At 58.2% G+C, this 20665-nt stretch carries 16 protein-coding genes and 1 tRNA gene; 14 read left to right on the forward strand and 3 right to left on the reverse strand.

The window, feature by feature from the left end; translation table 11 throughout:
* Positions 1 to 82: 82 nt before the first annotated feature.
* From apaG to AK821_RS17205, 7 genes are all read left to right on the forward strand, one after another.
* The gene (gene apaG, locus AK821_RS17175) at positions 83 to 463 is read left to right on the forward strand and encodes a Co2+/Mg2+ efflux protein ApaG (RefSeq protein WP_007910127.1); all 381 of its coding nucleotides are present in this window, start codon (positions 83 to 85) and stop codon (positions 461 to 463) included.
* The gene (locus AK821_RS17180) at positions 463 to 1344 is read left to right on the forward strand and encodes a symmetrical bis(5'-nucleosyl)-tetraphosphatase (RefSeq protein ID WP_064390785.1); all 882 of its coding nucleotides are present in this window, start codon (positions 463 to 465) and stop codon (positions 1342 to 1344) included. Before apaG ends, AK821_RS17180 begins: the two co-directional genes overlap by 1 nt.
* Positions 1345 to 1377: 33 nt before the next feature.
* On the forward strand, positions 1378 to 1707 hold the full coding sequence (gene glpE / locus AK821_RS17185) for a thiosulfate sulfurtransferase GlpE (protein ID WP_016983139.1): 330 nt from the start codon (positions 1378 to 1380) through the stop codon (positions 1705 to 1707).
* 297 nt (positions 1708 to 2004) lie between these two features.
* A complete protein-coding gene (locus tag AK821_RS17190; RefSeq protein ID WP_007910115.1) occupies positions 2005 to 3927 on the forward strand; it encodes a PrkA family serine protein kinase in 1923 nt (640 codons plus the stop codon).
* 121 nt (positions 3928 to 4048) lie between these two features.
* Positions 4049 to 5320 (forward strand): YeaH/YhbH family protein, encoded by a 1272-nt coding sequence (locus AK821_RS17195; protein ID WP_007910114.1) that lies wholly within the window; start codon positions 4049 to 4051, stop codon positions 5318 to 5320.
* A complete protein-coding gene (locus tag AK821_RS17200; protein ID WP_064390786.1) occupies positions 5317 to 6879 on the forward strand; it encodes a SpoVR family protein in 1563 nt (520 codons plus the stop codon). The genes AK821_RS17195 and AK821_RS17200 overlap by 4 nt, the downstream gene beginning before the upstream one ends.
* Positions 6880 to 6942: 63 nt before the next feature.
* Entirely contained in the window at positions 6943 to 8166 is a 1224-nt protein-coding gene (locus AK821_RS17205; RefSeq protein WP_064390787.1) for a multifunctional CCA addition/repair protein, read from the forward strand.
* Between the two features lie 90 nt (positions 8167 to 8256).
* On the opposite strand, the gene folK is transcribed toward AK821_RS17205, so the two are convergent.
* Positions 8257 to 8772: a 2-amino-4-hydroxy-6-hydroxymethyldihydropteridine diphosphokinase gene (gene folK, locus AK821_RS17210; protein WP_064390788.1), complete on the reverse strand. Its 516-nt coding sequence runs from the start codon at positions 8770 to 8772 to the stop codon at positions 8257 to 8259.
* Positions 8763 to 9119 carry a dihydroneopterin aldolase gene (gene folB, locus AK821_RS17215; protein WP_064390789.1) on the reverse strand — a complete coding sequence of 119 codons (357 nt, stop codon included), beginning with the start codon at positions 9117 to 9119 and terminating at the stop codon, positions 8763 to 8765. Before folB ends, folK begins: the two co-directional genes overlap by 10 nt.
* Positions 9120 to 9193: 74 nt before the next feature.
* On the opposite strand from folB, the gene plsY reads away from it, so the two are divergent.
* Positions 9194 to 9763 carry a glycerol-3-phosphate 1-O-acyltransferase PlsY gene (plsY, locus tag AK821_RS17220; RefSeq protein ID WP_064390790.1) on the forward strand — a complete coding sequence of 190 codons (570 nt, stop codon included), beginning with the start codon at positions 9194 to 9196 and terminating at the stop codon, positions 9761 to 9763.
* A 23-nt stretch (positions 9764 to 9786) separates the two neighbouring features.
* On the opposite strand, the gene tsaD is transcribed toward plsY, so the two are convergent.
* Positions 9787 to 10812, reverse strand: coding sequence for a tRNA (adenosine(37)-N6)-threonylcarbamoyltransferase complex transferase subunit TsaD (tsaD, locus tag AK821_RS17225; protein WP_064390791.1), 1026 nt, complete (start codon positions 10810 to 10812; stop codon positions 9787 to 9789).
* Between the two features lie 199 nt (positions 10813 to 11011).
* Between tsaD and rpsU the strand changes: the two genes are divergently transcribed.
* The 6 genes from rpsU (at position 11012) to AK821_RS17255 (ending at position 20370) form a co-directional block, all read left to right on the forward strand.
* Positions 11012 to 11227, forward strand: a complete 216-nt coding sequence (rpsU, locus tag AK821_RS17230) for a 30S ribosomal protein S21 (protein WP_002551877.1) — start codon at positions 11012 to 11014, stop codon at positions 11225 to 11227.
* Between the two features lie 485 nt (positions 11228 to 11712).
* Positions 11713 to 13677 (forward strand): DNA primase, encoded by a 1965-nt coding sequence (gene dnaG, locus AK821_RS17235; protein WP_064390792.1) that lies wholly within the window; start codon positions 11713 to 11715, stop codon positions 13675 to 13677.
* Positions 13678 to 13744: 67 nt separating this feature from the next.
* Positions 13745 to 15589, forward strand: a complete 1845-nt coding sequence (gene rpoD / locus AK821_RS17240) for an RNA polymerase sigma factor RpoD (protein WP_064390793.1) — start codon at positions 13745 to 13747, stop codon at positions 15587 to 15589.
* A 126-nt stretch (positions 15590 to 15715) separates the two neighbouring features.
* Positions 15716 to 19462 carry a bifunctional diguanylate cyclase/phosphodiesterase gene (locus AK821_RS17245; RefSeq protein ID WP_064390794.1) on the forward strand — a complete coding sequence of 1249 codons (3747 nt, stop codon included), beginning with the start codon at positions 15716 to 15718 and terminating at the stop codon, positions 19460 to 19462.
* A gap of 15 nt (positions 19463 to 19477) precedes the next feature.
* Positions 19478 to 19554, forward strand: a tRNA-Ile gene (locus AK821_RS17250).
* Positions 19555 to 19803: 249 nt separating this feature from the next.
* The gene (locus tag AK821_RS17255) at positions 19804 to 20370 is read left to right on the forward strand and encodes a PBECR2 nuclease fold domain-containing protein (RefSeq protein ID WP_064390795.1); all 567 of its coding nucleotides are present in this window, start codon (positions 19804 to 19806) and stop codon (positions 20368 to 20370) included.
* Positions 20371 to 20665 lie beyond the last annotated feature (295 nt).

Genomic DNA, 20665 nt, shown 5'->3' on the forward strand with positions numbered 1-20665 from the left:
CTCTGGTTTACTGCCCGATACTTGCCTAGACTGATTCCCCATCAGCTACGCCCCGCGTTCCGCTTCGTTTAAGGCCCCTTGCATGTCCGATTCCCGTTACCAGGTCGATGTCAGTGTCGTTACCCGCTATCTGGCAGACCAATCGCAACCCGAGCACGACCGCTTCGCCTTCGCCTACACCATCACCGTGCAGAACAATGGCGAGCAGCCCGCGCGCCTGATGTCGCGACATTGGGTGATCACCGATGGTGACGGCCATGTCGAAGAGGTGCGCGGCGCCGGTGTCGTCGGCCAGCAACCGCTGATCGATGCGGGCCAGAGCCATACCTACAGCAGCGGCACGGTGATGACCACCAAGGTCGGCACCATGCAGGGCACCTACGAAATGGTCGCCGACGACGGCAAGCATTTCGACGCCATCATCAAACCTTTCCGTCTGGCGGTGCCCGGAGCCTTGCACTGATGGCGACGTATGCTGTCGGCGACCTGCAGGGCTGCCTCGAACCGCTGAAATGCCTGCTCAGGCAGGTGGCGTTCGACCCCAAGCTTGATCGTCTGTGGCTGGTCGGCGATCTGGTCAACCGTGGCCCGCAATCGCTGGAAACCCTGCGTTTTCTCTATGGCATGCGTGAGTCGCTGGTCTGCGTGCTCGGCAACCATGACCTGCATCTGCTGGCGGCGGCGAAAAACATCGAGCGCCTGAAGAAGTCGGACACCTTGCGCGAGATTCTCGAGGCACCGGACAGCGCCGAGTTGCTTGAGTGGTTACGCCAGCAAAAGCTGATGCATTACGACGAGACTCGCGATGTCGCCATGGTGCATGCCGGCATTCCGCCGCAATGGTCGCTGAACCGCGCGCTGAAGTGCGCCGCCGAAGTCGAAAGCGCCCTGCGTGACGATAATCTGTTCCCCGCTTACCTCGACGGCATGTACGGCAACGATCCAGCGAAATGGGACAACGACCTCAAAGGTGTGACCCGCTTGCGCGTCATCACCAACTATTTCACGCGCATGCGCTTCTGCACCACCGAGGGCAAGCTCGACCTCAAGAGCAAGGAAGGCCTCGACACCGCGCCAGCGGGTTACAAACCGTGGTTCCAGCACAAGGAGCGCAAGACCAGGGGCCTGAGGATCATCTTCGGCCACTGGGCGGCCCTTGAAGGCAATATCCATGAGCCTGGCATCTCGGCGCTGGACACCGGTTGTGTCTGGGGCGGCAGCCTGACCCTGATGAACGTCGACAGCGGCGAACGCCTGTCGTGCAAATGCGACGAACACGGCGGTCTAGCTCAGACCGTCGCACCACTTATCCCCGAATCTTCGCCAGTCAGCGCACCGCGTTAGACTGCGCTTTCAGCCGAGCAACAGGAACCCGTCATGAGCGAATTCAAACGAATCCCCCCGGAACAGGCCCAGGCCCTGCGTGAACAAGGCGCGGTCGTCGTCGACGTCCGTGATCCGGCAACTTTTGCAGCGCTACACATCAGTGGTTCGAAGCATCTGGACAATCACTCGCTGCACGCCTTCATTCAGGGCGCTGACCTCGATGCCCCGACCGTGGTCGTCTGCTATCACGGTAATTCCAGCCAGGGCGCTGCGGCTTACCTGATCAGCCAAGGCTTTTCCGACGTCTACAGCATGGACGGCGGCTTTGAGCTGTGGCGTACGACGTATCCTGCGGAAACCGCGCAAGGCACCGCCGAATAATTTTTTTGCAACGCGCAGGCCCCGGCTGCCGTGGGCCTGCGCTGGCAGACGAACGGTCTTGCCACAACTAATTACGTATCTCGCCTTTACCTCCCGAATTCCCAACTATCCTTAAGCCCAGGCCATCCAAATCAGGGGAGAGCCGGTACACCGGCGCACGGGTCATCGGGAGTGACTTTCACGATTGTCGATCGTGGAAGTGTTCTGGGGGGTAAACAAACAGCCGCCAAAACGGTTGTTTGCCAGCATCGACTGAGTGATCCGGCGTCGGCTCCACGTATCGAGCGAGGTGACGTCATGAGTATCTTTAGCCACTTCCAACAACGCTTCGAGTCCACACGCCAGGAAGAACTCTCGCTGCAAGAGTACCTGGAGCTGTGCAAGAAAGACCGTAGCGCCTACGTTTCCGCCGCCGAGCGTCTATTGCTGGCAATCGGCGAGCCGGAATTGCTCGACACCTCGACCAATTCGAGGCTGTCACGCATCTTCTCCAACAAGGTGATCCGTCGCTATCCGGCCTTTGAAGACTTCCACGGGATGGAAGAATGCATCGACCAGATCGTCTCGTATTTCCGCCACGCCGCCCAAGGCCTGGAAGAGAAGAAACAGATCCTCTATCTGCTCGGCCCTGTCGGCGGCGGTAAATCGTCCCTGGCCGAAAAGCTGAAACAGTTGATCGAGAAAGTGCCCTTCTACGCGATCAAGGGCTCACCTGTATTCGAGTCGCCGCTGGGTCTGTTCAACGCCACCGAAGATGGCGCGATCCTCGAAGAAGACTTCGGTATCCCGCGGCGCTACCTGAACACCATCATGTCGCCATGGGCGACCAAACGCCTGGCCGAATTCGGCGGCGACATCAGCCAGTTCCGCGTGGTCAAGCTGTACCCGTCGATCCTCAACCAGATCGCGGTGGCCAAGACCGAACCGGGCGACGAGAACAACCAGGACATCTCGGCGCTGGTGGGCAAGGTCGATATCCGGAAACTCGAGGAATACCCACAGAACGACGCCGACGCTTATAGCTACTCCGGTGCGCTGTGCCGGGCCAACCAGGGCCTGATGGAATTTGTCGAAATGTTCAAGGCACCGATCAAGGTGCTGCACCCGTTGCTGACCGCGACACAGGAAGGCAACTACAACAGTACCGAAGGCCTCGGCGCGATTCCGTTCACCGGGATTCTGCTCGCTCACTCCAACGAATCGGAATGGCACACCTTCCGCAACAACAAGAACAACGAAGCGTTCATCGACCGGATCTACATCGTCAAAGTACCGTATTGCCTGCGCGTCAGCGACGAAGTGAAGATCTACGACAAACTGTTGTTCAACAGTTCTCTGGCCAAGGCCCATTGCGCGCCCGACACCCTGAAGATGCTCGCGCAGTTCACCGTGCTGTCACGCCTCAAGGAGCCGGAAAACTCCAACATCTATTCGAAAATGCGCGTCTACGACGGTGAGAACCTCAAGGACACCGATCCGAAGGCCAAGTCGATCCAGGAATACCGCGACTCGGCAGGTGTTGACGAAGGCATGAACGGTCTGTCGACCCGCTTCGCGTTCAAGATCCTCTCCAAGGTGTTCAACTTCGATCCGCATGAAATCGCCGCCAACCCGGTGCACCTGCTCTATGTGCTGGAACAGCAGATCGAACAGGAACAGTTCCAGGCCGAAACCCGCGAGCGCTACCTGCGCTACCTGAAGGAATACCTGGCACCGCGTTATATCGAATTCATCGGCAAGGAGATCCAGACCGCTTACCTCGAGTCTTACAGTGAGTACGGCCAGAACATCTTCGACCGCTACGTGCTGTACGCGGACTTCTGGATTCAGGATCAGGAATACCGCGATCCGGAAACCGGCGAGATCCTCAACCGCGTCGCGTTGAATGAAGAACTGGAAAAAATCGAGAAACCGGCCGGTATCAGCAATCCGAAGGATTTCCGCAACGAGATCGTCAACTTCGTCCTGCGCGCCCGGGCCAACAACAACGGCAAGAACCCGACCTGGCTCAGCTACGAAAAACTGCGCGTGGTCATCGAGAAGAAAATGTTCTCCAACACCGAGGATCTGCTGCCCGTCATCAGCTTCAACGCCAAGGCCAGCAAGGAGGACCAACAGAAGCACAACGACTTCGTCACTCGAATGGTCGAGCGCGGCTACACCGACAAACAGGTACGGCTTCTTTCCGAATGGTACCTGCGGGTACGGAAGTCGCAGTGAAGCAGCTGCAAGCTTCTAGCTACGAGCTGCAAGAACAAAGCGCGTAACCCACTGATGCCCGGGAACCTGCTTTTTCTTGCAGCTTGAAGCTCACAACTTGAAGCTGCCCGGAGGGCTTCCTATGAGTTATGTGATCGACCGACGTCTGAATGGCAAGAACAAGAGCACGGTGAACCGCCAGCGTTTCCTGCGGCGTTACCGTGATCACATCAAAAAGGCTGTCGAAGAGGCCGTCAGCCGCCGTTCCATTACCGATATGGAACACGGCGAGCAAATCAGCATTCCCGGTCGCGACATCGACGAACCGGTGCTTCACCACGGCCGCGGCGGCAAGCAGACCGTGGTTCACCCTGGCAACAAGGAATTCACCGCCGGCGAGCATATTGCCCGACCACCGGGCGGTGGTGGCGGACGCGGTCCGGGCAAGGCCGGTAATTCCGGCGAGGGCATGGACGAGTTCGTCTTCCAGATCACCCAGGAAGAATTCCTCGAATTCATGTTCGAAGACCTCGAATTGCCGAACCTGGTCAAACGCAACCTGAGCGGTACCGACACTTTCAAAACCGTGCGCGCCGGGATCAGTAACGAAGGCAACCCGTCCCGGATCAACATCATCCGCACCCTGCGTTCCGCCCATGCGCGGCGCATCGCCCTGTCCGGCAGCAGCCGGGCGAAGCTACGCGAAGTCAAAGAAGAACTTGAGCGACTAAGACGCGAAGAGCCGGACAATTTCGGCGATATTCAGGAACTCGAGGCGGAAATCGAAAAACTTAGCGCGCGCATCCATCGCGTGCCGTTCCTCGATACGTTCGACCTGAAATACAACTTGCTGATCAAACAACCGAACCCGAGCTCGAAAGCCGTGATGTTCTGCCTGATGGACGTTTCCGGGTCCATGACCCAGGCGACCAAGGACATTGCCAAACGCTTTTTCATCCTGTTGTACCTGTTCCTGAAACGGAACTACGACAAGATCGACGTGGTATTCATCCGCCACCACACCAGCGCCCGGGAAGTCGACGAAGAGGAGTTTTTCTATTCGCGGGAAACCGGCGGCACCATCGTCTCCAGCGCGCTGAAGCTGATGCAGGAGATCATGGCCGAGCGTTATCCGAGTAACGAGTGGAACATCTACGCGGCTCAGGCCTCCGACGGTGACAACTGGAACGACGACTCGCCGATCTGCCGTGACATCCTGATCAACCAGATCATGCCGTTTGTGCAGTACTACACTTACGTGGAGATCACCCCGCGTGAACATCAGGCCTTGTGGTACGAGTACGAACGCATCGCCGAAGCCTTTTCTGACACATTTGCCCAGCAGCAACTGGTCTCGGCCGGGGATATCTATCCGGTCTTCCGTGAACTCTTCCAGCGCAGGTTAGTGACATGACCGCCAAAGAGCAGAAGCGCCAACCCATTTCCACCGGCTCCGAATGGACATTCGAGCTGATCCAGACCTACGACCGCGAAATCGCCCGTATCGCGGCCGGCTATGCGCTGGACACCTATCCCAACCAGATCGAAGTGATCACCGCCGAGCAGATGATGGACGCCTATGCGTCGGTGGGCATGCCGCTGGGTTATCACCACTGGTCCTACGGCAAACACTTCCTCAGCACCGAAAAATCCTACAGTCGCGGACAAATGGGCCTGGCCTACGAGATCGTGATCAACTCCGACCCGTGCATCGCCTATCTGATGGAAGAAAACACCATCTGCATGCAGGCGCTGGTGGTGGCTCACGCCTGCTATGGCCACAACAGCTTCTTCAAGGGTAATTACCTGTTCCGCACCTGGACGGATGCCAGTTCGATCATCGACTACCTGGTGTTCGCCAAGCAGTACATCATGCAGTGCGAGGAACGCCACGGCATCGATGCCGTGGAGGACTTGCTCGACTCCTGCCATGCACTGATGAACTACGGCGTCGACCGTTACAAACGCCCGTATCCGATTTCCGCCGAGGAGGAACGCCGGCGGCAGAAGGATCGTGAAGAACACATGCAGAAGCAGATCAATGATCTGTGGCGCACCATTCCCAAAGGCGCGGACAAATACAGCGACAAGGACAACGCACGTTTCCCGGCAGAGCCGCAGGAAAACATCCTCTATTTCATCGAGAAGCACGCGCCGTTGCTGGAGCCTTGGCAGCGCGAGATCGTGCGCATCGTGCGCAAGATCGCCCAGTACTTTTACCCACAGCGTCAGACCCAGGTGATGAACGAGGGCTGGGCGACGTTCTGGCACTACACCCTGATGAACGACCTGTACGACGAAGGCCTGGTCACTGACGGCTTCATGATGGAGTTTCTGACGTCACACACCAGCGTGGTGTTCCAGCCTGGCTTCGACAGTCCGTACTACAGCGGCATCAACCCCTATGCACTGGGTTTTGCCATGTACCGCGACATTCGGCGCATGTGCGAAGAACCTACCGAGGAAGATCGTCACTGGTTCCCGGAAATCGCCGGAACGGACTGGCTATCGACCATCAAATTCGCCATGAGCAGCTTCAAGGATGAGAGCTTCATCCTGCAGTACCTGTCACCCAAGGTAATCCGTGATCTGAAGCTGTTCAGCATTATGGATGACGATCAAAAGGATGACTTGTTGGTGCCGGCGATCCATGACGAACCCGGTTATCGAATCATCCGCGAAACCCTGGCGGCACAGTACAACCTCGGCAACCGCGAACCGAACGTACAGATCTACAGCATCGATCGGCGCGGCGATCGCTCGCTGACCTTGCGTCACCAGCAACACGATCGCAAACCGCTGGGAGATTCCACTGACGAGGTGCTTAAACATCTGCATCGCTTATGGGGCTTCGATATCCACCTGGAAACCCTGCAAGGCGACCAGATCATGAAAACCCATCACGTTCCGCCACGCAGTGAACACAGCGAAGGGGATTACGGTCGGCTCGACCTCGCCGTCATTCATCTTTGAAACGGTTCTGGCCTCCGCAAGTCCGGCGCAAGGGTTATCCTGTCGGGCTAACGGAGGTTTTTTATGCAGATTTTCAAGGTTGGCGGTGCCGTACGTGATCGCTTGCTGGGCAAACCGGTCACGGACATCGATTGGGTGGTGGTCGGCGCCACCACGCAAGAAATGCTCGCCAAGGGCTATCGCCCGGTCGGTGCGGATTTCCCGGTTTTTCTTCACCCGAAAAGCGGTGAGGAATACGCCCTCGCCCGCACCGAACGCAAAAGCGGTCGCGGTTATGGCGGCTTCACCTTTCACGCCAGCCCCGAAGTAACTCTTGAAGAAGATCTGATTCGTCGGGACCTGACCATCAATGCCATGGCCGAGGACGATCAGCAGAATCTCACCGATCCATACGATGGCCAGCGCGATCTTGAAGCTCGAATCCTGCGCCACGTTTCCCCGGCGTTTGCCGAAGATCCCCTCCGCGTTCTGCGTGTTGCCCGCTTCGCCGCGCGCTATGCCGGGCTGGGTTTTACTGTCGCACCGGAAACCCTCGAACTGATGCGCCAACTCAGCGAATCCGGCGAACTGGAAGCATTGACCGCTGAGCGCAGCTGGAAAGAAATCTCCCGCGCACTGATGGAAGATCAGCCACAGGTGTTCATTCAGGTTCTGCGCGACTGCGGTGCGCTAAAAGTGCTGATGCCGGAAGTGGATGCGCTGTTTGGCGTGCCGCAACCGGAAGCGCATCATCCGGAAATCGATACCGGCCTGCACACACTCAGCGTGCTGGAGCAGTCGGCGCTGCACAAACAACCGCTGACCGTGCGCTGGGCTTGTCTGCTGCATGACCTCGGCAAAGGCCTGACCCCGGAAGAACAGTGGCCTCGGCATATAGCCCATGAGCACACCGGATTGAAGCTGATCAAAGCGGTCAACGAACGCTTCAAGGCGCCGAAGGATTGCCAGGAATTGGCCTTGCTGGTTGGCAAGTACCACACCCATGGCCACCGGGCCCTGGAGTTGAAGGCATCTACGCTACTGGAGTTGTTGCAGAGCTTTGACGTGTATCGCCGGCCGCAAAGGTTTGAAGAGTTTATCGCTGCCTGCGAAATGGACGCCCGAGGCCGTAAAGGGCTGGAGCAGAGAAGTTATCCACAGGCGGATTATTTGCGTGGCGCGGCCAAGGCAGCGCGAGAGGTCGCGGTGCAGCCGTTGCTGGAGAAGGGATTCAAGGGCCCTGAGTTGGGCGAAGCGCTGAAGCGTGAGCGGCTCAAGGCATTGAAGGCTTACAAAGAGAACGCCTGAAGCAAGATCAAAAGATCGCAGCCTGCGGCAGCTCCTACTCGGGAATATGCGTTTCTCTGTAGGAGTTGCCGCAGGCTGCGATCTTTTGTTTTAAAGATTCGGCGGGGTTAACTGCTTACCCCGCCACTCGAACGCTACCGGCGCCAGCACCTGATCAATCTGCGCCTCTGCCCACAACGTCGCGAAGCTTTTTCCCACCCCCGGATGCACGCGATCCGGCGCAATCAGCGACAACGGCCACAACACAAAAGCCTTTTTCAGAATTTCCGCACGCGGCAAAACCAGACCGTCGAAATTCCCCACCTGATCACCATACAACAGCACGTCGATATCCAGGGGCAGGCCCTTGCGATCCGGCGCGTAACGTCCGTTATCCGCCTCGATGAATTTCAAGCGCCGATCCAGCTCCATCAACGGCAGATCGGTATACGCCGACACCACGAAGTTGAAGAACGGCCCGCTCTTGATCCCCACCGCCGCGCTCTCGAACACCGCCGAACAGCGGATATCCACCAGAAACGTCGCCAATGCATCGAGACCTGCACACAAATGGGTTTCGCGCTCGATATTGCTACCGAGCCCGAGATAGACCTGAGTCAGCGACATCCGCGCTCGATCTCCACACCCACGCCACCCTTGGCGGCTGGAACGGCGCCGGGCTTGGTCAGCTTCAGGCGTACCCACGTGATCTTGAATTCGCTCATCAGCACTTCGACCAAACGCTCGGCGAAGGTCTCGACCAGCTGAAACTGAGCTTGCTCGGCAAAAGCCTGAATCCGCGTGGAAACACTGGCGTAATCGAGCGCCAGGGTCAGGTCGTCACCGGCGGCGGCCGGGCGATTGTCCCAAGCGAAGCTCAGATCAAGACGCAAGCACTGTCGAATGCCGCGCTCCCAGTCGTAGGCACCGATCACAGTGTCGACTTCCAGGCCCTCGATAAACACTCTGTCCAAGCACTTCTCTCCACTGCACGACAAGGGCGCAATGCGCCGTTAGAATCAGGGCGTCCTCGCCCGGAATAGTTAGCATGTTTTGGTTACTGGCGACTCTCGCCTACCTGCTCGGCTCGCTGTCCTTCGCCATTTTGCTCAGCCGCCTGACCGGAAATCCGGATCCGCGAATGAGTGGCTCGGGCAATGCCGGCGCCACCAACATGCTGCGCCTGGCCGGTCGCAAACTGGCGATCCTGACCCTGCTGGGTGATCTGTGCAAAGGCCTGGTGCCGGTGCTGATCGCCTCGGCTGTCGGTCTTTCGCTGCAGGATCAGGCGTGGATTGGCGTGTGCGCCGTGATCGGTCACCTGTTCCCGCTGTACTTTCGCTTTCGTGGCGGCAAAGGCGTCGCCACCGCTGCCGGCATGCTGCTGGGCCTGTATCCCCCCGCCGCGCTGCTGGCGGTTTGCGCCTGGCTGCTGACGTTCTACCTGACCCGCACCAGCTCACTGGCGGCGCTGATCGCCACGCCGCTGACCCTGCCGTTGCTCGCCTGGCAGGAACCGGAGGCGCTGTTGCCGATGAGCGCGCTGACATTGCTGATCGTCTGGCGCCACCGCGGCAATCTACGCGACCTGTTTGCCGGGCGCGAACGGCATTTTTAAATACAGCTCATGAGCGCCGCTCATCACAACGCCGACAACTGCTCCATCGGCCAGCGCGCCTGCACGCTGATCGCCAGGCTTTCCTGCTGACCGGCCTGCAACCGCTGGCAACCAGCAAACGCGATCATCGCGCCGTTGTCGGTGCAGAACTCCGGACGCGCATAAAATACATCGCCCTTCATGTCGCCGAGCATTTTCTCCAGCGACACCCGCAATGCCTTGTTGGCGCTGACGCCACCAGCGATCACCAGACGCTTCATGCCGGCCTGTTTCAGGGCACGCTTGCACTTGATGGTCAAAGTCTCCACCACGGCCTGCTGGAACGCCAGCGCGATGTCGCAACGGGCTTGATCATTGTCGTCCCCGGCGCTGACGCACTGCTGCCAGGCATTGAGCGCAGAGGTTTTCAGACCACTGAAGCTGAATTGCAGGCCCGGGCGATCGCACATCGGACGCGGAAAGGTGAAACGTCCTGCAACGCCCTTCTCCGCCAACTTGGCGATTTCCGGTCCGCCCGGATAATTGAGGCCCATCATCTTCGCGGTTTTATCGAACGCTTCGCCGGCGGCATCGTCGAGGGTCTCGCCGAGCAGACTGTATTGGCCGATGCCATCGACCTGAACCAGCTGTGTATGACCACCGGAGACCAACAAAGCGACGAACGGGAATTCCGGCGGTTTTGGCTCGAGCATCGGCGCGAGCAAATGCCCTTCCATGTGGTGCACACCGAGTGCCGGAATACCCCAGGCAAACGCCAGCGCCTGAGCGCAGGAAGCACCAACCAGTAACGCGCCAACCAGGCCAGGGCCCGCGGTGTAGGCGATTGCATCGATCTCGGTCGGCACGCAGTCAGCCTCGGCCAACACCTGACGAATCAAGGGCAGCATGCGTTTGACGTGGTCACGCGAGGCGAGCTCCGGCACCACACCGCCATAGGCGCGGTGCAGGTCGATCTGACTGAACAGTGCGTCGGCCAGCAGGCCGCGTTCACTGTCATATAATGCGACGCCGGTTTCGTCGCAGGAGGTTTCTAATCCCAGTACTAGCATGGGTTTGCGCCTTGTTTAGGCTGAATTCGAAGGCGCGCATTCTAGTCGCCGCGTGATGCCCCGACCAGCGGTTTTCGATCAGAGGCTTTGCATTCCGAGCGATGAGGGGTTAACATCCGCAACCCTTAAAAACCGACGTCTTCAAGTGCTCTTTTGCCGCGAGGATGTTGACCCCGGTAATGAATGAAGGTAGCTCTGGATGCCAGCCGTCAAAGTTAAAGAGAACGAACCCTTCGACGTAGCTCTGCGTCGTTTCAAGCGCTCCTGCGAAAAAGCCGGTGTACTGGCTGAAGTTCGTAGCCGCGAATTTTACGAGAAGCCAACTTCTGAGCGTAAGCGCAAAGCAGCAGCCGCTGTTAAGCGTCACGCCAAGAAAGTTCAGCGCGAACAGCGCCGCGCCGTTCGTCTGTACTAATACACAGACGTTCGTAGCAAGCTTCTTGCCTAAGCCCGGCTCTCAGCCGGGCTAATGGCATTTGCGTAAAACGCTTGATGCTTCACCGTCGAAGCCGCACACGCGACCGAGACAAATCTGCTTCACGCGTCAGACCTGGCTCTTTTGCCAGCGGTGCACGTCTTTTCTGACGAGCCTTTCAAGGCTACTGACGAGCACACCCACTGATTCCTCTTACGACGATCAGCCCAAGGCACCTGCATGCGTGCCCGCTTTATTGAGCTATCCGAGGCCCTTTACCGGCCGCCAGCGGATTCAGCGCAACACTTTCAAATAGTCGAAGACTGATGGCTACTAACGTCAGTGGATTTTCGGCAGATACACTTCCCGACAGCGATTACGCAGACGACACCGGTCGAGCCGCACATTTTGCGTGCTTCCTATAATGACCCGCGTCCGCCAGCCTTTCGCATCGGACTTATTGCAGCGCAGACGACGAGAATGCCATGGCCGGGCTGATACCCCAGAGCTTCATTGACGACCTGCTGAACCGCACCGACATCGTCGACGTGGTCAGCTCGCGCGTGCAATTGAAGAAGGCCGGCAAGAACTACACCGCCTGCTGCCCGTTTCACAAAGAGAAAACCCCGTCCTTCAGCGTCAGCCCCGACAAGCAGTTCTATTACTGCTTCGGCTGCGGCGCCGGCGGCAATGCCCTCGGCTTTCTCATGGACCACGACAACCTGGATTTCCCCCAGGCTGTCGAGGATCTGGCGAAAGCCGCCGGCATGGAAATCCCCCGCGAAGAAAGTGGCCGCGAGCGCAAGCCACGGCAACCGACCGATTCGCCGCTATACCCGTTGCTCACCGCTGCTGCGGATTTTTACAAGCAGGCGCTCAAGAGCCATCCCGCCCGCAAGGCAGCCGTGGATTACCTCAAAGGCCGCGGCCTGACCGGCGAGATCGCCCGGGATTTCGGCCTCGGCTTTGCGCCACCGGGCTGGGACAACCTGTTCAAGCACTTGAGCAGCGACACTTTGCAGCAAAAAGCCATGATCGACGCCGGCCTGTTGATCGAGAACGCCGAAACCGGCAAACGCTATGACCGCTTCCGCGATCGCGTGATGTTCCCGATCCGCGACACCCGTGGGCGGATCATCGCTTTCGGCGGTCGCGTACTCGGCGACGACAAGCCGAAGTACCTGAACTCACCGGAAACCCCGGTATTCCATAAAGGCCAGGAGCTCTACGGCCTTTATGAAGCGCGCAAGAACAACCGCAACCTCGACGAAATCATTGTCGTCGAAGGGTATATGGACGTCATCGCCCTCGCCCAACAAGGCCTGAAAAATGCCGTCGCGACGCTGGGCACCGCGACCAGCGAAGAACACTTGAAACGCCTGTTCCGCGTCGTGCCGAACGTTTTGTTCTGTTTCGACGGCGACCAGGCCGGCCGTAACGCCGCCTGGCGCGCACTGGAAGCAACGCTGTCGAGCCTGCAGGACGGGCGTCGTGCACGCTTCCTGTTTCTGCCCGAAGGCGAAGACCCGGACACCTTGGTACGCGCCGAAGGCACTGACGCGTTCAAGGCGCGAATCAATCAACACGCTCAGCCGCTGGCGGACTATTTCTTCCAGCAACTGACCGAAGAAGCCGACCCCCGCTCGCTCGAGGGCAAGGCCCACATGGCCACCCTCGCGGCACCGTTGATCGACAAAGTGCCGGGCGCCAACCTGCGCATTCTGATGCGTCAGCGCCTGACCGAAATTACCGGCCTGAGCAGCGAAACCGTCAGTCAGCTGGCACAAAATGCGCCGCAGGAAGCGCCGCCAGCCTACGATCCGGGCATCGATTACGACGCAATGCCGGACTACAGCGACTACCATCAGCCGCAGGCACAGGACATGTATGTGCCGCAGCAGGAATGGACGCCGAAGAAACCCGGCGCTGGCGGCAAGAAATGGGACAAGAAGCCCTGGGACAAGAACGGCAAGCGTGGCGGTGATCGCGATCAGCAACGCCCACGTACGCCGATTGGCGTCGAGTCGCCGACCTTGACCGCCCTGCGCACACTGCTTCATCACCCGCAATTGGCCGAGCGCGTCGAAGATGCTGGGCACATTGCCGACGAAAATCAGACCAACGCCCAACTACTTGTGGCGCTGCTCGAAGCCGTACAGAAGAATCCCAAGCTAAACTCATTTCAGTTGATCGCGCGATGGCACGGCACTGAACAGGGACGCTTGCTCAAGGCACTGGCAGAAAAGGAGTGGTTGATTGACGGAGATAACCTTGAACAACAGTTTTTCGACACCATTACTAGCTTGTCAGCCCGCCAACGCGAGCGAAATCTTGAACAGTTACTCAGGAAAGCCCGTCAAAGCGAACTGAGTATTGAAGAGAAAAATCAACTGCGCGACCTTCTTAGTCGCAATGTTTCCGCATCAAACCCGACCTCAACTGGCGCGTGAGGTCATAGCTCAGGTATAATCCTCGGCTTGTTTTTTGCCCGCCAAGACCTTCAGTGGATAGGGTGTTATGTCCGGAAAAGCGCAACAGCAGTCTCGTATTATTGAGTTGATCAAACTGGGTCGTGAGCAGAAGTATCTGACTTACGCCGAGGTCAACGACCACCTGCCCGAGGATATTTCAGATCCTGAGCAGGTGGAAGACATCATCCGCATGATTAACGACATGGGGATCCCCGTACACGAGAGTGCTCCGGATGCGGACGCCCTTATGTTGGCCGACGCCGATACCGACGAGGCCGCTGCGGAAGAAGCAGCCGCTGCGTTGGCAGCGGTGGAGACCGATATCGGTCGCACCACTGACCCAGTGCGCATGTACATGCGTGAAATGGGTACGGTCGAGCTTCTGACTCGTGAAGGCGAAATCGAAATCGCCAAGCGGATCGAAGAGGGCATTCGTGAAGTGATGAGCGCAATCGCGCACTTCCCTGGCACGGTTGACCACATTCTCTCCGAGTACACCCGCGTCACCACCGAAGGTGGTCGCCTGTCCGACGTCCTGAGCGGTTATATCGACCCGGACGACGGCATCGCGCCGCCTGCCGAAGTGCCGCCGCCTGTCGAAGCGAAAGCAGCGAAAGCCGACGACGAAACCGACGACGATGAAGCCGAATCTTCCGATGACGAAGAAGAAGCCGAAAGCGGTCCGGATCCGGTCATCGCTGCCCAGCGCTTCGGCGCCGTGGCTGATCAGATGGAAGTCACCCGCAAGGCGCTGAAAAAACACGGTCGCAACAACAAGGCAGCGATTGCCGAATTGTTGGCTCTGGCCGAGTTGTTCATGCCGATCAAACTGGTACCGAAGCAATTCGAAGGTTTGGTCGAGCGTGTTCGCGGCGCCCTGGATCGTCTGCGTCAGCAAGAGCGCGCGATCATGCAACTGTGTGTACGTGATGCACGTATGCCACGCGCCGATTTCCTGCGTCAGTTCCCGGGCAATGAAGTCGACGAAAGCTGGTCCGACGCTCTGGCCAAAGGCAAGAGCAAGTACGCCGAAGCCATCGGTCGCGTGCAGCCGGATATCCTTCGTTGCCAGCAGAAGCTGATTGCGCTGGAAACCGAGACCGGTCTGACCATCGCTGAAATCAAGGACATCAACCGTCGCATGTCGATCGGTGAGGCCAAGGCCCGCCGCGCGAAGAAAGAGATGGTTGAAGCCAACTTGCGTTTGGTGATCTCGATCGCCAAGAAGTACACCAACCGTGGCCTGCAGTTCCTCGATCTGATCCAGGAAGGCAACATCGGTCTGATGAAAGCGGTAGACAAGTTCGAATACCGTCGTGGTTACAAGTTCTCGACTTATGCCACCTGGTGGATCCGTCAGGCGATCACTCGCTCGATCGCCGACCAGGCCCGCACCATCCGTATTCCGGTGCACATGATCGAGACGATCAACAAGCTCAACCGTATTTCCCGGCAGATGTTGCAGGAAATGGGTCGCGAACCGACTCCGGAAGAGCTGGGCGAACGCATGGAAATGCCTGAGGATAAAATCCGCAAGGTATTGAAGATCGCTAAAGAGCCGATCTCCATGGAAACGCCGATCGGTGATGACGAAGACTCCCATCTGGGTGACTTCATCGAAGACTCGACCATGCAGTCGCCAATCGATGTCGCCACTGTTGAGAGCCTCAAAGAAGCGACTCGCGAAGTGCTGTCCGGCCTCACTGCCCGTGAAGCCAAAGTACTGCGCATGCGTTTCGGTATCGACATGAACACCGACCACACACTCGAAGAAGTGGGCAAACAGTTTGACGTAACGCGTGAGCGGATCCGTCAGATCGAAGCCAAGGCGCTGCGCAAGCTGCGCCACCCGACGCGAAGCGAGCATCTGCGCTCCTTCCTCGACGAGTGATACCAGAACCCCCGGCCCAGGCCGGGGGTTTTGTTTATATGGCAGATTAAATCCCGCGCATCCCCCCTCCCCCGCATACCCCGTCTACACTCGAAACAATCATCCCCGAGCCATAACGAGAGCGTTATGCCCAGACTGGCGTCCGTGCTTTTTTTGCTGTCACTGATGATCTGGACCGCAACGGCTGACGCGCTGACTCTGACCGATGAAGAACGTAGCTGGCTGGCGGCTCACCCGGATTTGCATCTGGGTGTCGATGCGTCGTGGCCGCCGTTCGAGTACCGCGACGACCAGAACCGTTATCAAGGCTTGGCGGCCGACTATATCGACGTTATTCGTCAACGCCTCGCTATCAAATTGACACCCATCGAACCGGTGAGCTGGACGGTAGTGCTGGAGCAGGTCAAACAAGGCAAGATCGACCTGCTGCCGGGAATCATGTCGACCCCGGAACGCCAGACCTATCTCTCATTCACCCGGCCTTACCTCGACTTCCCGATTGTGATCCTCGCCCACGTCGGAGGTGCGCAACCGCGCAAACTCGACGACCTGTACGGCCTGAAAATCGCCGTAGTGGAAAACTACGCACCGCATGAGCTCTTGCGCACTCACCACCCGGATCTGAATCTGGTGGCCATGCCGAATGTCAGCTCAGCCTTGCAGGCCCTGGCCACCGACGAGGTCGACGCGGTGGTCGGCGACCTCGCTTCCAGCGTCTGGAGCCTGCGCCAGCTCAAGCTCGACGGTTTGTACGTCAGCGGCGAAACACCCTATCGCTACCAATTGGCGATGGCCGTGCCCCGCGACAACAAGGTGCTGGTGGGGATTCTCGACAAAGTCCTCGCCGACATGAGCCCGGACGAAATCAGCAGTATTCAGGAACACTGGGTCGGCAACGTCCTCGATCACCGGACATTCTGGTCAGACCTGCTGATCTACGGCCTGCCGGGGCTGTTATTGCTGATCACCATCCTGGCCGTGGTGATCCGCATCAACCGCCGCCTGAGTTCGGAAATCGCCCGTCGAATCGACCTCGAACAGGAGCTGCGCAGCAGCGAATATCACTACCGCGGCCTGGTGGAAAGTCTTTCGGCCATCGCCTGGGAAGCGCGCATGAGCGACTTCACCTACAGCTATGTGTCGCCCCACGCCGAAGACTTGCTCGGCTACCCACAATCCCATTGGCTGATTCCAGGCTTCTGGCACAACATCATTCATCCGGCCGACCTGACCCGCACCCAGAGTTATTGCAAAGAAGCCCTGCGTGAAGGCCGCGACCACATCGTCGATTATCGCGTCATCACCGCCGATGGCCGCTGCCTTTGGGTGCGCGACATCGTCAGCCTGATCGAACATGGCCACGAACCGGTGATGCGCGGCCTGATGATCGATATCAGCGAAATCAAGCGTACCGAAGAAGCACTGCGGCTGTCCGAGCAGAAGTTTGCTTCGGTGTTCCAGCAATGTCCGGACATCCTGGTCATCGCGCGCCTGTCTGACGGTTGTCTGCTGGAGGTCAACGAAGCGTTTGAAGAGCAGATCGGCCTGAAAGCCGAAGAAGTCATTGGTCAAACCGCCACTGACCTGAATATCTGGGGCATCCCCGGTGTCGGGCCAGGGCTGTTGCAGCGCTTGCAGGCTGGCAGCATCCGCAATCTGGAACTGCCCTTTCGCCGCAACAACGGCCAGTTGTTCACCGGCCTGATTTCCGCCGAGCCATTCGACCTCGACACCACGCCCGCATTGGTGGTCGTGGTGCGCGACATCACCCAGCTCAAGGAAACCCAACAACAGTTGCAAACCTCCGAAGAGAAGTTCGCCAAGGCCTTCCACGCCTCACCGGACGGTTTGTTGCTGTCGCGCCAGAGCGATGGTTTGCTGCTGGAGGTCAACGAAGGTTTCAGCCGCATCACCGGCTTCAACAGTGCGATGTCGGTAGATCGTTCGGCGCTGGACCTGGGGATCTGGGTCAACCTCAACGAACGCAAACAGATGCTCGATCTGTTGCACCGGGATGGTTTCGTCCGCGACTTCACCTGCCATATCCGCCGCAGCGACGGGCAGATTCGCCTCTGCGAAGTCTCCAGCCGTCCGCTGCCGATCGGCGAAGAAGACTGCATGCTGACCATCGCCCGTGACATCACCGAGCGTCATCTGATGCAGGAAAAACTGCAGCAAGCCGCGACCGTATTCGAGAGCACCGCCGAAGGTGTGTTGATCACCGATACTCAGCAGCACATCAGCGCGGTCAACCGTGCCTTTACCGAGATCACCGGCTACAGCGAGAGCGAAGCCCTCGGTCATACACCGCGCTTGCTCGCTTCCGGCCTGCACGACAGCGCTTTTTATGCGGCGATGTGGCACCAGTTGACCGACGAAGGACACTGGCAAGGCGAGATCTCCAATCGGCGCAAGAACGGCGAGCTGTACCCGAGTTGGCTGACCATCAGCGCCGTGCGTAATCGTGACAAATTCATCACCCACTTCGTCGCAGTGTTTGCCGACATTTCCAGCCTCAAACATGCGCAAGCCAAACTCGACTATCAGGCGCACCATGACCCGCTGACCGGCCTGCCCAATCGCACACTGTTCGAAAGCCGTTTGCTCACTGCACTCAACAATCAGCAGGAAAACGGCGGCCAGGGCGCCGTGCTGTTCCTCGACCTCGATCGCTTCAAACACATCAACGACAGCCTTGGTCACCCGGTCGGCGACCTGCTGCTCAAGGGCATTGCCGTGCGTTTGAAAGAACAGTTGCGCGACATCGACACGGTGGCGCGGCTGGGCGGCGATGAATTCATCATCCTGCTGCCCGGCCTGCAACAGGCCAGCGACGCCGACAACATCGCCAGCAAACTGCTCAATTGCTTCGGTGCGCCGTTCCAGGCTGGCGAGCATGAGTTTTTCATCAGTGCCAGCATCGGCACCAGCCTCTACCCGCACGATGGCTGTGACGTCGCCACATTGGTAAAAAACGCCGACGCGGCGATGTACCGTTCCAAGGCCAAGGGCCGCAATCGCGTCGAGAGTTACACCCGCGACCTCACTGCCCAAGCGAGCGAACGCGTGGCGCTGGAACACGAACTGCGCCGAGCCATCGAGCGCGATGAATTGTTTCTCTACTACCAACCAAAAATCAGTCTGGAGGATCACCGCCTGGTTGGTGCCGAAGCATTGATTCGCTGGCGCCACCCGACCTTTGGCGACGTACCGCCAGAGCACTTCATTCCGCTGGCCGAAGAAAACGGCATGATCCTGCAGATCGGCGACTGGGTGCTGGAGACCGCGTGCCGGCAGATGTTCGAGTGGAATCAGGTCTACGACAGCCTCGGCCCGCTCTCAGTCAACCTCGCCGGCGCGCAGTTGCGCCAGCCCAATCTGCTCGGACGCATCGAACAACTGCTCAACGACAACGGCCTGCAGCCGGATTTACTGCAACTGGAAATTACCGAGAATTTCATCATGAGTCAGGCCGAAGAGGCGCTGGCCGTGCTGCACCAACTCAAACATCTCGGCGTACAACTGGCGATCGACGACTTCGGCACCGGCTATTCCTCACTCAGTTACCTCAAGCGCCTGCCACTGGATATCCTCAAGATCGACCAGTCGTTCGTCCGCGGACTGCCCGACGACCCCCACGATGCAGCGATTGTCCGAGCCATCATCGCCCTTGGTCGCAGCATGCAATTCACCGTGATTGCCGAGGGCGTAGAGACCCAGGCACAACAACAATTTCTCGCTGCCGAAGGCTGCGAACAGATCCAGGGCTACATCGTCAGCCTGCCACTGCCCCCGGAAGAATTCGCGGCAACGTTTCTGCGTGTAACCGTATCGGATTATTCGGATAGCACAGCCGAGAAACCGTCGCTATAATCCGCGACCTACTGAGGGCCTATAGCTCAGTTGGTTAGAGCAGAGGACTCATAATCCTTTGGTCCACGGTTCAAGTCCGTGTGGGCCCACCAAATTGAAAGCCGCGCTAAATGCGCGGCTTTTTCTTGGGCGATGGATTAGGTATCGATGTCTTGGCGAGCGCAATGTTCGGAAGACTTCCCCGAAGGCTGTAGGCAAGTTCCGAAGCGCGTTTCGAGGAATACAGCCGCAAGGTCTGTAGGAATGTTCCTAACCTATGTTTTCTCCCACTCTCCTGCCTTGTTGACCTTTTCTCCAGACGAGTAATCTCCGGACGCCACCGCTCGTTCAGGATTGTTTTCATGCTGGTGAATACTGCGCCATTGATAAAAGAAGCGGCCGACCAACAAACCTGGATCGATCTTGCGTTACCCGATCTGAGAACGCTATCCAGAGAACTTCGGTCAGCCGCAATAGAAGAAGTAAAAAGGGCTGAAGACACAGAGGGCGCCCTCAAAATCCTCTTCGATCACTTCGGTTTCATCGACGAGTCCGTTTTGGCCGTTACTATTCTCACACCCATTGCAAACGTTGCAGTCATGCGCGACAAACTGGCCCACATCGTTGAGAAACGCCCAGACTCCCGAGAACGCTATGTTCGACATGCCATCGATACGCTCGCGGGACCTTTCGAAGTCTGGAAAGTCCTTTACGATAATGGTGGTTACCGAATGGCATTCATCAATGCCTATGAGGCAAAAAACGACATGCTTGTCGTGGTCGATGTGCGAAACGGGCATGTCCTCTGGAACTTCATGCACGCTCCGGCCAGAGCAATGAACAGACACCGCCAAGGCGAGCTTTTGTACAAGCGGTACATTCTTGAAGACAAAGAAAAGGGCAGCCATTTGGCTGCCCTTGATGTTTGAATCCTGATATTTGCATCCTCAGGAAATGGGATGAAGAGGTCTCACCTTACACCGATGTTGCAGCATCGCCGAGGTACCTACGTCCGCTAATGCCCTGCAAGGCAGCAGATTTCGCGCTCTTGCTGGCATTCTTGATAAATAGGCCAGGCAAGTCAAATCAAATATCCGATGGTTTGTTTCAGCGCAACGATAGCGTCGACGCTTGGGTGAACCGCCCCAACATCACCCGCAACGTGTCGCTCGTAGTGCCTGTAACATGCACAACTCATCGCCCCCCCCACACACCATGGAACAC

This window comes from Pseudomonas sp. RIT-PI-r, from assembly GCF_001297015.1.
Taxonomy (GTDB): domain Bacteria; phylum Pseudomonadota; class Gammaproteobacteria; order Pseudomonadales; family Pseudomonadaceae; genus Aquipseudomonas.